Consider the following 13,458-nt stretch of genomic DNA (forward strand, 5'->3'; position numbering starts at 1 on the left):
TTTATCAGCAGGAAAATCTGACAAATACTGACGCCTAACCTTGTGCAGGTATTGAACAAACGACGTTTACGTTCTTTTTGCTCGTGCTCGTAATCCCACGGATCACCGTATATTGGGCGAGCGGACAAAATTAAAAGGGGGCGATCACGAATGATCCGGAACGGCATCGGGAAGGGGTTCGGTTGTGCCTTCTTCGTCAATGACCTTAACGGCGACACCTGCCTCGCCAAACATTTCGGTCGAGATGATCATGTCCTGCTGCCAGCGTTCCAGAAAATCAGGTGTTAGTTTGCTTTTATCGACAAAGACCTCGGCGATGCCTGCCTGAATGATGGCGCGTGCGCAGTCACAGCACGGGAAGTGGGTGACATAAAGTGCGCACCCGTCAAGCGATGTGCCGGTGTAGCTGGCATTATAAATCGCATTGCGTTCGGCATGTTCGGTATAGGCGTATTTTTCCGGGCGCTGATGGCGGCTTTCGATATTGTCGTCAACGCCGCGCGGAAAACCGTTATAACCGACGGCGCGAATTTCCTTTTTGGGGCCGATGACAACGGCGCCGACCTGGGTGCTGCGGTCCTTTGACCATTCGGCAATATGGGATGCCAGTCCCAGAAAACGATGATGCCATTTGCTCATTTGTCCGGTCCCCGATCTGTCTGCGCGCTGTTTCTATCGCGTGGGTGCCAATGCGATTGCCGGGCAGGGCCGGCGGCCAGCTTTGAAATGCTGCACTGCTTCTTTAAAGGAGTGCCTGCTTGTAATTGTCCAGCGAAAAATCACATTTTTGTAAAGGCATTTGGCGAAAAGTCCCTATTCAAACAGGGCTTGATTGACTATTAAGGGGTTACCCCCAGAAAAAAATCAGGACGTCTCGACGCCTCGCCGGGAAGCTATGGCCGAAGCGAAGAGACCCAATGGAAACCGAAAAACAAGAGGTAATAGCCGATGCGCCGACAACGTAAGGCGAAGATCATCGCAACCCTGGGGCCAGCGAGCTCGCATCCGGAAACTCTGGAAAAGATCGTCAAGGCGGGTGTTGATGTATTCCGGCTGAATTTCTCGCATGGTGAGCATGCGGAGCATCAGGCGCGTTTTGAAACAATCCGTGAAGTCGAGGCCAAGCTTGGCCGTCCGATTGGCGTGCTGATGGATTTGCAGGGCCCGAAGATCAGGTGCGGTACTTTTGCCGACGAGAAGATCGAACTTGAAGCCGGTGCGACCTTCCATTTTGACATGGACAAGAAGCCGGGTGACAAAAACCGCGTTTCGTTGCCCCATCCCGAAGTTTTCGCAGCACTCAAGCCAGGTGCGAACCTGTTGCTTGACGATGGCAAGCTGCGCATGCGGGTGGAAAAATGTGATAGCAAGTCGGCCGAATGCACGGTGATCACCGGTGGTCCGCTTTCGAACCGCAAGGGCGTTAACCTGCCTGACGTGATGTTGCCGATGTCCCCCCTGACCGATAAGGATCGCATCGATCTGGATTACGGTCTTGAGATGGGTGTTGATTTCGTCGCACTGTCCTTCGTCCAGCGTCCCGAAGACGTTGCTGAAGCACGCAAGATTATCAATGGTCGTGCGGCGATTGTTTCCAAACTGGAAAAGCCGCAGGCGATTGAACATCTTGACGAAATCGTCGCCCTTTCGGACATCATCATGGTCGCACGTGGCGATCTTGGCGTTGAATGCCCGCCGGAAGATGTTCCGATCCTGCAGAAACGTATCATCAAGGCCTGTCGCGAAGCCGGCAAGCCGGTGATTGTTGCGACCCAGATGCTGGATTCTATGGTCAGCAACCCAGCACCGACCCGTGCCGAGGCATCCGACGTTGCAACCGCCATTTATGATGGTGCCGATGCGGTGATGCTTTCGGCGGAAAGTGCGGTTGGCAAATATCCGATCGAAACCGTCAGCATCATGGACCGGATCATGATCCGGGTCGAACAGGACGAACTTTATTATCGTCTGCGCGATGCCAACCGTCCGGACCCCGAACATAACGCGCCGGACGCGATCAGTGCGGCGGCCCGTCAGGTGGCCGGTACGATTGGTGCCAAGGCGGTGGTGACCTATACCACGTCGGGATCGACATCGCTTCGTGCGGCGCGTGAACGGCCGGAAGTTCCGATCCTTGGTCTGACACCGAAAATCCAGACAGCCCGTCGCATGACGCTTTGCTGGGGCGTGCATGCGGTATTCACCCGTGATGCCACCAACTTTGCCGAAATGGTCGGCATTGCCTGCGAAGTCGCCAAGCGCGAGGAATTTGCAGGTGCCGGTGATTCGCTGGTGATTACGGCTGGCGTGCCATTCGGTACGCCGGGGGCTACCAATATTCTGCGCATTGCGTGGCTGACATCGAAAAACTGATCAGGCCATTGCGCGATGAAACGGGACGGGCGGCAATATGCCGCCCGTTTTTTATGCCGATGCATGAATAAAACCGGGAAGCCCGTTATATCGCCGGATAGTGGACTGTATTGTTAATGCTTTTTTGAGTGTTTGCCGTAATAGTCAGAGTGTTATGGCATATATCTTCGTGTTTTGCGGGGATTGAGCCATGACCATGAGTTTAAAAGGTTTTTGGCTCTTGTATTGTTGTTTGGGGAGGATTGCTTTGCTATAAGCAATCCAAGGCCAGATAAAAAACGTCGGTGTTGCAAGGGGTTGGCGCCGATATGCCGCAAGGCAGGGGATCAGGGGAATTGCTGCGATAATGCTGAACTGGATGTTCAATCGGCAGAAATCGAAGGATGACGGTGCGCTTGACGACAAGTCGGCGGCCAAGCTTCGTGATCTGGCGGAAACGGTCCGGAGCATCGCGCCAGACGAGTTTGGCGCGGCGGAGCAGGCAAATTCGCGTGCAGCCCGAATCCCGCGTAAAAAAGATTCTGATGATCAGGCCGCCCAAAGCGGCATCGATTATGCCGCGCGCATGTCTGCCGATCTTGTCGATGATGACGAGGATCAGGACGGCCAGCCTGATTTTGACAGCGATGTCCGCATGGATGTGGCGCGCCGCCTGCGGCGCCATCTGAGCGAGCTTAGCCCGTCCGAGCGCCTCGACATGGTCGAGGAGTTTGTTACCGCAATCGGCAATATGGCAGATTGTTATCGCCCGCAGGTCATCGCCCTGATCGAGCAGGAACTGAGCCACACACCCTATATGACCCGCCAGGCCGCGATGCGCCTGCGTCAGGATATTGCGGCGATTGGCCGGGTGTCGCTTGGGGAATATGTTGAACTTCTGAGCGATGCGGATTTCCTTGATATTCTGCGCGGGCGCGGCGAATTCGTTCAGACCGCGGCCGAAAAACTTGAAGCCGAACAGGAAGCCGCCGCACAGGCACGTCTGGCACGGGATCGTTCGGAGAAGGAAAAGGGCGGGTTGCTGAACCGGTTGCTGTCATCGGATGACGCGCCGCGCAATGTGGTTGCCTTGACGCCGCAGTTCGGCAGCAAGAAAGAGACATCCAGCAAAACACCGCTTGGTGAGATGATGGATGGCCGCAACAAGATTTCGCGCCAGGCACAACGCCGTGTGGCGCATTTCATTCTGGCGTCGCTGTTTGATACGCTGGTTGAACGGGGCCGTATGCGGGCCGAAGTGGCGCGTGCCATGCGCCAGTCGGTGCGTCAGCGCATTGAAAAGGCAAAGTTCGAAAACCGTATCGTGAATCGCACGGCACCGGTATCGTCCGAGCATGATCTTGACGATGCGATGCAGGATGACGCGGGCGAGCAGGGCGGCGTTGCCGAGCCGGTAACCATTGATCATTACATTCTTGATGCGCTCTCGCGCAATGAAGACGCCCTTGTGGTTCAGAGCCTTGCGCATTATGCGCAGATGCCTGCGGCAATCGTTTCCAAAATCCTTGATTCGGGAAGTGCACGCGCGATCACCGCGCTGGCATGGCGTGCGGGCATGTCAGCCCCGTCAGCCGTCGTTTTGCAGATGAGTGCTGCAATCCCCGAAGACAGCATCGAGCGTCCGGCTGCGGGCGGCCGTTATGCCATGGCATCGACGGATATGGACTGGTATATCGATTTCTTCAACGAGCTTCAGCCTTCCGGACCACGTGGTCGTGCTGCGGGTGCGACATCGTCACGTAGTCCGGAAAAGTCTGGTCGTACACGCCGCCTGTCGGATGAACGACCCCAGGGGCCGAAGGGAGAATAAACGGGATGCGCAAGGATCTCGGGATCTCCTACGACGGGTTGAAATATGCCCTTTCCATCAAAGACAATTATCTTAGCGGTGAACCACTGACTGTTATGGGGGCAGGGGCGCAGCAGCGCCTTTTGATGCCGGAGCATTTGCTGAGCAATGATCTGGCATTGATGCAGTATGACGATCCGCTTGCGCTTGCCGTGATTGCGACCAAGGACCCGGAAAGCCCGATGGCCTTGGCCGCGGCGATCCGCATGGGGCCGCACGCCAAATGCAAGGAACTGATTACCGGGGTTTTTGAAGTCGTATCGGATGCAACCAAGCACGAGCTGGTGGCGGATTGCGCCAAGCTGTTGTCGCGCAATGCATTCAGTCCGGAAGCCTTCCAGCTTGTACGCAATCGTGCAAGCAACCATGTTGTTGAAATACGCGAAGCCTATCGCCGGGCTATGGCGGGCAATTTGCGTGCCCTTCTTGATGGCAAGATGGCGGCCCGTGAATTTGTCGAGGAATTTATCGAACTAGCGTCGCATGGCAATCTGCGGATCGATATTTATCGCCGGTTGGTGATGAAACTGATGCGTTCGGATGCGGTGCGGCCAAGCGTGAAATTCATGCTGCTGGAGCGGCTCGACAAGTTTCCGCAGATGGTCAAGGTGCAGATTGTTAACGAGGTTAACTCTGCCCCCGATACGCCGGAATACCAGACCCTGAAACAGGAATTGCGTTGGATATACGAAAGCAAGGCACGGGCAAAAACGGCCACAACAGACGTGCCGGAAACGTCAAAAAACTGGTTTGGTGGCTCGTCACTGGATTATGGCGCAGCGGCAGGCTTGCAAAGCCGCAACGCGATCATCAAGCCGCAGCAACCAGTCCTGAGGCGCCCTGGCGTGCCATCCATGCAGTCAAGTGGCGGTTTCAGCACGCGCGAAATTGCGTCCTGGCTTAACTGACAGACCACAACACCGAAAAACTGATCAGCCCGCCAGACGTCTGGCGGGTTTTGTCGTTTCCGGCGTGACCGCGATCCCCGCCTGATGTTCAAGATAGACGGTGCAGACCACGCGCAGAAGCGATGCGAAGTTGGGAATGTCATCGCGCTGGCTGACGACTTCGTCGTGCAGTTTGCCCAGAAATTGCGGTGTGCTGAACCCTTCGCCGGCGGCAATTTCATCAAGGATTTGCCAGAAGCGTTGTTCGAGCCGGACACTCGTGACCATGCCATTGATGCGAAGCGAGCGACTGACAGATTGATAAAGTTCGGGATCGGTGCCGGAATAGATCTGACACATGATGACGACCTCTCCTGTTTTGCCACCGGCGATATGACGCCGGTGGTCGGTTACAGGTTTATGGTCCGGCATATGGCCCGGAAACGCAATCAGTGATTGCGCGAAAACACCTTAGTGGGTGATTTCGGTACCCAGCAAGGTCAGGAACCCGGCCAGCCATTTCGGATGGGCTGGCCATGCCGGGGCGGTGACGAGATTGCCATCGATGCAGGCATCATCAATCGCGATTTCGGCATAGGTCCCGCCAGCAAGGCGTACTTCGGGGGCGCAGGCCGGGTAAGCCGATACACGACGGTCCTTGATGATATCGGCAGCGGCCAGAATTTGCGCACCGTGGCAGACGGCGGCAATCGGTTTGTCGGCATCGTTGAAGTCACGGACCAGACGGATGACATCCTCGTTCAGGCGCAGATATTCCGGTGCACGGCCGCCAGGAATCAGAAGGGCGTCGTAATCTTCGACGCGGGCTTTGGCGAAATCGGCATTCAGTGCAAAATTGTGACCACGTTTTTCGCTGTAAGTCTGATCGCCTTCAAAGTCGTGAATGGCGGTTGCAACGGTGTCACCGGCCTTTTTGTCCGGACAGACAGCATCAACCGAATGACCGACGGCAAGCAGGGTCTGGAACGGAACCATGGTTTCGTAATCTTCGGCATAATCGCCGACCAGCATCAGGATTTTTTTCGCTGACATTATTTTATCCTCCCGTTTGGTGTGATCCTGAAACTATAGACCATGGCGGGGATCAGCGGGTAACAGCGGGCTACTACGCGCGAAAACGATTGGGAAGGGCTGCGCAAAATAAAAAAAGACGGCCCGGTGGGGCCGCCTTTGGCAGATCAAATTTTTATGACAAATCAGCTTTTGGTCGTTGTTGATTTGCTGGCTGCGGGTTTTTTGGCAGCCGTGGATTTGGTTGCGGCGGTTTTTGTCGCGGCTGTCTTGGTTGCCGGTTTGGCTGCGGTGCTGCGCGCTGCGGGCTTTTTCGCCGGGGTCGATGTGGCAGGGGCAGCTTTGGCCGGAGCGGCCGTTGATGCCGTTTCGGCACCTTCCTTGATATGCAGATCGCGTTGCGGGAAGGGAATCGAGAAACCGGCTGCTTCCAGTTCGGTTTTCGAGCGGCGGCTGAGGTCCCAGAAGGTCACCCAGAAATCCGCCGTATTGGTCCAGCCGCGTGCGGTCAGATCAACCGAGCTTTCGCCAAGGGTCGCAACGAAACTCATGGGTTCCGGATCTTTCAAGACGCGTGGATCGCTTGCGACCAGATTTTTAAGGAAGTCGAGTGCGGCATCGACATCATCGTCATAGGAAATACCAACCTTGATATCCAGACGGCGGGTCGGATTCCGCGAATAGTTTTTGATCGCGCTGTTCCAGATTTGCGAATTCGGGGCGGAAATAAACACACCATCGGCTGTTTTAAACAGTGTGGTGAACAGGGTGATTTCAACGACCGTGCCCGAAACGGAACCTGCTTCAACAAATTCGTCGACCTTTAACGGACGCAGGACCAGGATCATTACACCGGCGGCAATATTGGACAATGTACCTTGCAGAGCCAGACCGATGGCGAGACCGGCGGCACCCAGAACGGCGATGATGCTTGCGGTTTGCACACCGAAGTTCGAAAGGACTGCGATCAGGACAATGATCAGAATCACATAGCGTACGATGCTTGCGGCCAGCGGCTTGATCGTCGTGTCGACAAATTTTGCGTTTCTGAGAGAATGACGAACCAATGCTGCCGCACGACCGGCAACCCACCAGCCGACAATCAGAATAAGAATTGCGCCAAGCAGGTCCAGTCCGAACCCCAGCGCAAATGCTTTCAGCATCTCTGCAATTGTCGCCATATCTGTTTCCATCATTTAAACCTCGCTTGCTCGGTGCCAAAGTTGTAGTCTAGTTTAATCATACTACCGTATTAACTGGTAGCATCGCAGGTTTAGGCGATCTTGAAAAGTGACCTCAAAATACCACTTGAACCTAATGTCATGGAACTTTTCGCATTTTCGGTCGTTTAGAGACATAATATGACCATCATTGGTGATATTGTAGGTTACTGAATAACAACCTGAACTATAGGGGCAAAAACATGCAGCTTCGTCCGTCTTTTATTTGTGCTATCGGGGGCGTCGCCCTTCTTAGCGCGTGTAGCAGTGTCGACAATTCGGGTACGGCCGTCATGTACGGTGGTAACCCGCTGACCTATGGCAGCTCTGTCAATGAAGCCGTGACCGGTGCCGAGCCGACCACCGCATTTGGCAAGGCGCTTAAAGCCGAATATATCGCCTACGCACAGCGTGAAGCCGACGAATGGTACGATTTCTTCGACGCCGACTTCTTTGCGAAGAAAGCAGGCAAAGTCGCTGAAAACGAAACCATCCTTCCGGAAGATCCGGCCAACTGGCGTTTTGACGCCGAAGAAATCGCACAGAAACGTGCAGTTCGTGATGAACTGATCGCGCTTCTTGACGATGGCAAGCGTGAAGAAAAACCGGATACTGCCGCAATTGCGCAGGCCCGTTACGATTGCTGGATTGAAGAAAGCGAAGAAGGTTGGCAGACCGAGCTGATCAGCCAGTGCTGGAAAGATTTCGAAGCCGCGATGGCCGAACTTCGTGCGGAGCCTGAAATGGTTGCCACCCCGGCACCGGTTGCAGCAGCACCGCGTCTGTTCACCATCTTCTTCGACTTTGACAGCACCGCCATCACCCCGGTTTCCGAGCGTGTTCTTGATGCCGCTGCCGAGCAGTGGGCTTCGAGCATGAGCAACGTTACCGTTGTTGGCCATACCGATGCGTCTGGTCCGGCAACCTACAACCAGGGCCTGTCCGAGCGTCGTGCGGCCGCAGCACTGTCCGAGCTGACCAATCGTGGTGTTACGGCTGACAAGGTCGACAGCGAGGCCGTTGGTGAAGGCGAACTGCTGATCCCGACTCCGGATGGTGTTCGCGAACCGCGTAACCGTCGTGTGACGATCTCGATCGACTAATTCGCGGTCATTTACCAAATCTTTGGCAACGGGGTGGCATTATGCCACCCCGTTGTTTTTTATGGAAACTCGATCAAATACACAGTCGGGCATGTGAATAACGGTTGAAATTGGGCGCAATACACCTAATGTCTGCGAGACATCCCAGCCGCGAAAGGGAGAGACGGGGGAAAATGATCAGAAATTTGTGCCGTTCATTGCGCGGTGCCGGTATCTGCGCGATGGCCGTTTTGGTAATCTCAGGAAGTTTCGCCGAGCAAGGTCAAGCTGCAGATAAGACGCCACCGGTTCCTTTTGAGAAGTTGTATGCTGCCGAGCGCGGTGACGGAAAATATCTTAGCTTCAATGTATTCTCTGGCGAAATACCCGGCAAACGAATCAAGGCGTTGCTGCGGTCCGGCCAGGTTGTTGGCGACCGGATTCTTCTTGCGGAAGATGTCGCGGTCTATTTCCCCGATGGATATATCGTTCAATCGCAAGTCCGGTTTGGCAAATATATCCCCCGTGCGGGTTTGATTGCCGGAGCCGTCGCCAAACGCGATCATCTGGTCGAAAACCCGCGTTATGCGCTGGTCGAACAGTTTGACCAGATTCTTGGCAAAGAATGCGCGCGTACCGAATATGCCAACGGGTTTGCAGCACTTCGGATCAAGTCCGATGGTGTGATGTCGCTGGTTATGGAAACGGCCGGTCTTTACGATCCGCTGGTGAACGAAGCCACGACCACCTATACGGTAACAAGCGCGGTACAGCCGGTCTTTATCGGCAATCAGGGGCTTGTCCCCGATCTTATGAAAATCTGCGGTCGCGGCTGATGATGGCCTGCTGAGAGCAAAGAAAAGGCACTGCTAATGCAGTGCCTTTTGGTTTTTCTGTCCCGGTGAATGATTGCTCAGGCGACTTTCCAGTCCGGGGCAAACAGCCGGGGAATTTCAATCGCGGGGCAGCGGTTCATCACGACATCAAGCCCGGCATCCTGTGCGCGGGTCGCGGCACCGACATTGATCACGCCAAGCTGCATCCAGATGGATTTGGCACCTATCGCGATCGCCTCGTCAACCACACCACCGGCATCCTCGCTATTGCGGAAGATATCGACCATATCGACCGGTTCGGAAATATCGCCCAAGGTGGCGACGACTTTCTGGCCATGGATCTCACCACCTGCCTGACCGGGATTGACCGGGATAACGTGATAGCCGCGCGACAGCAGGAACTTCATAACGCCGTTTGACGGGCGTTCGGGTTTCGGGCTGGCACCGACCAGTGCAATGGTTCTGGTACGTTCAAGCAGTGCCTGGGTGGCATTGTCGTCGGGATTTTTAAAATCGCTCATGTCATCTGCCTTTGGTTTGCGATACGGCATCGTTATATCTGTATGATACATAAGGTTTTGATCTGCTGCCGCAATCTTCTGGCGTCGGGATTGTGTGATGCCGCGGCGCTCGCAGAAAGTTGATGGCGGATTTAACTGACGGGGCGTGAAAAACCGGGTTGAGTAAGGGATATGATTCCAAACGCGCAAAATATCAAAGGTGCCCTGCATGTATCCGTGGCTTGATCCGTCCGGCAGATTTTCGGTTTTCAAACTGACCGTGTTTGTTTTGCTGCTTGTGCCGGGCTGTTTCATTCTATGGCCGGTCATTGCCGAAGGCGGAGCGACCATTCCGGTCAAGGAAGCGATCCTTGAAAGCGGGGACTGGGCAATCAGAATGTTGCTGATCTCGCTTCTGATCACGCCGCTTCGCCGGATTACACGCGCGAGCAAGCTTGTCCAGATCCGGCGTCAGGTCGGTTTGGCCGCCCTGGCATATGCCGTGATCCATCTGTTGTTATATATGCTGAGCCAGTCGTGGGATGTCTTGCGCGTTGCCAATGAAATTCTGGTGCGGATTTATCTGACCATCGGCTTTGTGGCGCTGACGGGGCTTGTCATCCTTGGGGTGACGTCAACCAAATCAGCGATGCGCAGTCTGGGCAAGAACTGGAGCCGATTGCACAGCATCAGCTATGGCATCGGTGTTCTTGCGGCCCTTCATTTCTTCATGCAGTCGAAAATTGATGTCAGCGAAGCGACCCTGATGTCGGGATTCTTTGTCGCCCTGATGCTGTATCGCATAGCGCATGCCCGTGACTGGTCGCTGCGATCGCCGCTTGTTCTGGTATCAATTGCGGTTCTGGCGGGGCTGGCAACCGCAGGGATCGAATATGCGTGGTACGGATTGGCGACCGGTGTACCGCCATCGGCTGTTTTTGCCGCCAATCTTGAATTCATGTGGCCATTGCGCCCGGCATGGAATGTGCTGCTGAGCGGGTTGTTCGTTGCAGTCATCAGCCTGTTCGGGCGCGATGCGATTGGCCGTGAATGGCTTGGCCAGATCGCATCGAGCCTGTTTGTCAGACCGCAGCGCTCGCGCGGCGGGTAAGGGCGGTCAGAAGGCCCGCACCAATCATGACGGCACCCCCGGCACGCGTCAGGCGGCGCATGGCGGCTGGGTTACGGAATTTTTCGCGCAGGGCACCGGCCATGATTGCCCAGATCGCAACATTGACCGCCGCCAGCGAGACGAAGGTCGCCGTCATGATGACGAATTGGGGAACAACCGGCATTGACGCATTCACGAATTGCGGCACAAAGGCGATAAAGAACACGATCCCCTTAGGGTTCAGGGCCGTCACGATATAGGCCTGCAGGAACATGCGGGACGGCCGGTTGCGTTTGGCATCGGGATTGTCTTCAAGTGTGCCCGGTTTTTCCCGCAGCATCTTGATGCCAAGATAAATCAGATAACCCGCCCCGCACAGTTTAAGCACCGTAAAGGCATTTGCCGACGCCGCCAGCAATGCACCAGCACCAGCCAGCGAAATCGTCATCGCCGTCAGATCGCCAAGCGCCACACCGGGAACAGTTGCCCATGCGGTCTGGCGTCCCTTGCCAAGGGCGTAGCTGACCACAAGCATGATGGTCGGGCCGGGAATGGCCAGAACGATTGTGCAGGCCAGAACGAAGGCCAGCCAGATTTCAAGATTCATCTTTACCCTCCTTCAGGTGCTTTTCATCCAATCATAAATCCTGATCCCGATTGCGAAGTCGAGGGCAAAGTCACAGGTAGCAAAGCAATCATTCGTGGCGCCATTCCGGATGGCGTTTTTCAACAAAGGCCTCGATGCCTTCACGGGCGTCATGTTTTTGCATGTTTTCGGTCATCACCCCGGATGCGTAATCATAGGCCGCCGATAATGGCATTTCGAGCTGGCGATAGAATGCTTCCTTGCCCAGTTTGACCGTCATGCCCGAACGCGATGCGATCCGTTTGGCAAGATCATCGGTGGCGGTGATCAGATCGTCATCTTCAACGACATCGGAAATCAGCCCCATCTGCCAGGCGGTTTGCGCATCAATCGGGTCGCCCGTCAGTAACATGCGCATCGCGTGTTTGCGCGATACATTGCGGCTGAGTGCGACCATCGGGGTCGAACAGAACAGCCCGATATTGACCCCGGGCGTGGCGAATTTCGCATATGATCCGGCGACCGCCAGATCACAGCTTGCTACCAGTTGGCACCCGGCGGCCGTGGCCACGGCGTGAACCCGTGCGATCACCGGCTGGGGCAGGGTCACAATCCGCATCATCAAGGCGCTGCATTGTGAAAACAGGGCGGCGTGGCCGTCACAGGCTGAAATCCCGTTCATTTCCTTAAGATCGTGTCCGGCGCAAAAGGCCGGGCCGTTTGCAGCAAGGATCACGCAACGGATGGTTTCGTCATTGGCGATTTTGTCCAGCGCTGTATGGAGGGCTCCCATCATCGCCCCTGACAGGGCGTTGCGGCTTTGCGGGGCATTCAGGGTCAGTGTCGCGACCGGACCTTGATCCTCGCGCAGGACAAGTTCGTTTGCATCAGTATGGCTGGTGGGGGAATTGCTGGTCATTCGGGCCTCCCTGTGATGGCGCGCACTGCAGGTTTTTTACTTTTGCGTCAGTATATTGTCGTTGTAGAATTTCACGTCCCGGTTTTGTTGAAAACCAAAAATGCAAAAAGACTGCTTCATGCCGGGCGACGATCCCATGTGAGGACGATTGGGAATGAGCAACGACGAACAACGTAAGCCGCGACGCGCTCCTGGTCGTTTTGTCACCACCAAGGAGATCGTTGAAAAACGCAAACCGGTTTCGCCGGTCGCGAAGACGAAAATGAAACGCTATGACCGCAAGGAGGTCATGGACTGGGACATGGAACGTCAGCGTGCCGAAGCACGTGCGCGGTTGTTAAGTCGCGGTTTTGACGTGCCTGAAATTCTTCAGCCCCGTCGACCGGAAGTGGATCCGGATGATCCGGAAGCCAGCACCATTGATCCCGATGCCGTGCGCGATATTTCCGGGGCGGCGATGGCCGGGCCCAAACCGGCGGCCCCGAAAAAAAGCCGACCGGTAACGGCAGGCGACCTTCACAACGCCGCGAAGCAGGGGGATCGCCCCAAGCCCAATCGTCATTTCCTTGCGAGCAATGTCGCCCTGCATCAGGCGGGACCGAATGTGGCGCAGGCCGAGGCACCACAGAATGACGGGCAGGACGGCGATTATTCCGACGGCAGTGCATATCGCGAATATCTGGAAGGCTTGGGGGACGATGCGAAAACCGGTCTGGACATCCACAATGATATTACCGGTCGCGTCGATGATCTGAAATCGGCATCAAAAACCGGATCGGGCAATATTGATTTACCCGATAACAGTTCAAGCTGGGTCAGTCAGGAAGAAGCCCGGCGGCGCAATGTGACCAGGGAATCGCAGGCACATTCCGTCAAACGAAAATCCGCAAGGCAGGCCAAGGCCGAAAAAAAGGCAAGGGCGCGGGGCAATGCGCTGGCGCTTGACAAGGTCCTGCCGAAACTTGGTGCCTATATGGTGGCGGCCATTGCGGTCGGTTATGTGCTGGTGCTGGTCTATACCGAGCTTGGCAAACTGATTGGCGGATAAGCGAACGAACAATCA

14 protein-coding genes are annotated in these 13,458 nt (G+C 55.5%); 7 read left to right on the plus strand and 7 right to left on the minus strand.

Annotated features, from left to right (window positions below; genetic code table 11):
* Nucleotides 1–144: 144 nt before the first annotated feature.
* The gene (locus AUP42_RS11670) at nucleotides 145–639 is read right to left on the minus strand and encodes a deoxycytidylate deaminase (protein ID WP_062951785.1); all 495 of its coding nucleotides are present in this window, start codon (nucleotides 637–639) and stop codon (nucleotides 145–147) included.
* A gap of 309 nt (nucleotides 640–948) precedes the next feature.
* Here AUP42_RS11670 and pyk point away from each other — a divergent pair, with 309 nt between their 5' ends.
* From pyk to AUP42_RS11685, 3 genes are all read left to right on the plus strand, one after another.
* Nucleotides 949–2,373, plus strand: coding sequence for a pyruvate kinase (gene pyk / locus AUP42_RS11675; protein WP_062951786.1), 1,425 nt, complete (start codon nucleotides 949–951; stop codon nucleotides 2,371–2,373).
* A gap of 346 nt (nucleotides 2,374–2,719) precedes the next feature.
* Nucleotides 2,720–4,183 (plus strand): DUF2336 domain-containing protein, encoded by a 1,464-nt coding sequence (locus AUP42_RS11680; protein WP_062951787.1) that lies wholly within the window; start codon nucleotides 2,720–2,722, stop codon nucleotides 4,181–4,183.
* Between the two features lie 5 nt (nucleotides 4,184–4,188).
* Nucleotides 4,189–5,130 carry a hypothetical protein gene (locus AUP42_RS11685; RefSeq protein ID WP_062951788.1) on the plus strand — a complete coding sequence of 314 codons (942 nt, stop codon included), beginning with the start codon at nucleotides 4,189–4,191 and terminating at the stop codon, nucleotides 5,128–5,130.
* 24 nt (nucleotides 5,131–5,154) lie between these two features.
* On the opposite strand, the gene AUP42_RS11690 is transcribed toward AUP42_RS11685, so the two are convergent.
* From AUP42_RS11690 to AUP42_RS11700, 3 genes are all read right to left on the minus strand, one after another.
* A complete protein-coding gene (locus tag AUP42_RS11690; protein WP_231858252.1) occupies nucleotides 5,155–5,541 on the minus strand; it encodes a ribbon-helix-helix domain-containing protein in 387 nt (128 codons plus the stop codon).
* 39 nt (nucleotides 5,542–5,580) lie between these two features.
* Nucleotides 5,581–6,162 (minus strand): DJ-1/PfpI family protein, encoded by a 582-nt coding sequence (locus AUP42_RS11695; RefSeq protein ID WP_062951790.1) that lies wholly within the window; start codon nucleotides 6,160–6,162, stop codon nucleotides 5,581–5,583.
* A 164-nt stretch (nucleotides 6,163–6,326) separates the two neighbouring features.
* The gene (locus AUP42_RS11700) at nucleotides 6,327–7,322 is read right to left on the minus strand and encodes a mechanosensitive ion channel family protein (protein WP_082824755.1); all 996 of its coding nucleotides are present in this window, start codon (nucleotides 7,320–7,322) and stop codon (nucleotides 6,327–6,329) included.
* A gap of 242 nt (nucleotides 7,323–7,564) precedes the next feature.
* On the opposite strand from AUP42_RS11700, the gene AUP42_RS11705 reads away from it, so the two are divergent.
* A complete protein-coding gene (locus AUP42_RS11705) occupies nucleotides 7,565–8,464 on the plus strand; it encodes an OmpA family protein (protein WP_062951792.1) in 900 nt (299 codons plus the stop codon).
* A 386-nt stretch (nucleotides 8,465–8,850) separates the two neighbouring features.
* Entirely contained in the window at nucleotides 8,851–9,279 is a 429-nt protein-coding gene (locus AUP42_RS11710) for a hypothetical protein (protein WP_231858253.1), read from the plus strand.
* 77 nt (nucleotides 9,280–9,356) lie between these two features.
* Here the strand turns inward: AUP42_RS11710 and AUP42_RS11715 are convergent, their stop codons facing one another.
* Nucleotides 9,357–9,800, minus strand: a complete 444-nt coding sequence (locus AUP42_RS11715) for a CoA-binding protein (RefSeq protein ID WP_062951892.1) — start codon at nucleotides 9,798–9,800, stop codon at nucleotides 9,357–9,359.
* Nucleotides 9,801–10,008: 208 nt separating this feature from the next.
* Between AUP42_RS11715 and AUP42_RS11720 the strand changes: the two genes are divergently transcribed.
* Nucleotides 10,009–10,890 carry a sulfite oxidase heme-binding subunit YedZ gene (locus AUP42_RS11720; protein WP_062951794.1) on the plus strand — a complete coding sequence of 294 codons (882 nt, stop codon included), beginning with the start codon at nucleotides 10,009–10,011 and terminating at the stop codon, nucleotides 10,888–10,890.
* Here AUP42_RS11720 and AUP42_RS11725 read toward each other — a convergent pair.
* Both AUP42_RS11725 and AUP42_RS11730 read right to left on the minus strand, forming a co-directional pair.
* Nucleotides 10,862–11,497, minus strand: a complete 636-nt coding sequence (locus AUP42_RS11725; RefSeq protein WP_062951795.1) for a LysE family translocator — start codon at nucleotides 11,495–11,497, stop codon at nucleotides 10,862–10,864. The two genes, AUP42_RS11720 and AUP42_RS11725, sit on opposite strands and share 29 nt — an antisense overlap.
* 88 nt (nucleotides 11,498–11,585) lie before the next feature.
* Entirely contained in the window at nucleotides 11,586–12,395 is an 810-nt protein-coding gene (locus tag AUP42_RS11730) for an enoyl-CoA hydratase (RefSeq protein WP_062951796.1), read from the minus strand.
* Between the two features lie 154 nt (nucleotides 12,396–12,549).
* On the opposite strand from AUP42_RS11730, the gene AUP42_RS11735 reads away from it, so the two are divergent.
* Nucleotides 12,550–13,443, plus strand: a complete 894-nt coding sequence (locus tag AUP42_RS11735) for a hypothetical protein (RefSeq protein WP_062951797.1) — start codon at nucleotides 12,550–12,552, stop codon at nucleotides 13,441–13,443.
* Nucleotides 13,444–13,458 lie beyond the last annotated feature (15 nt).

Source organism: Thalassospira lucentensis (assembly GCF_001613805.1).
In the GTDB taxonomy this organism is placed as follows: Bacteria; Pseudomonadota; Alphaproteobacteria; order Rhodospirillales; family Thalassospiraceae; genus Thalassospira; species Thalassospira lucentensis_A.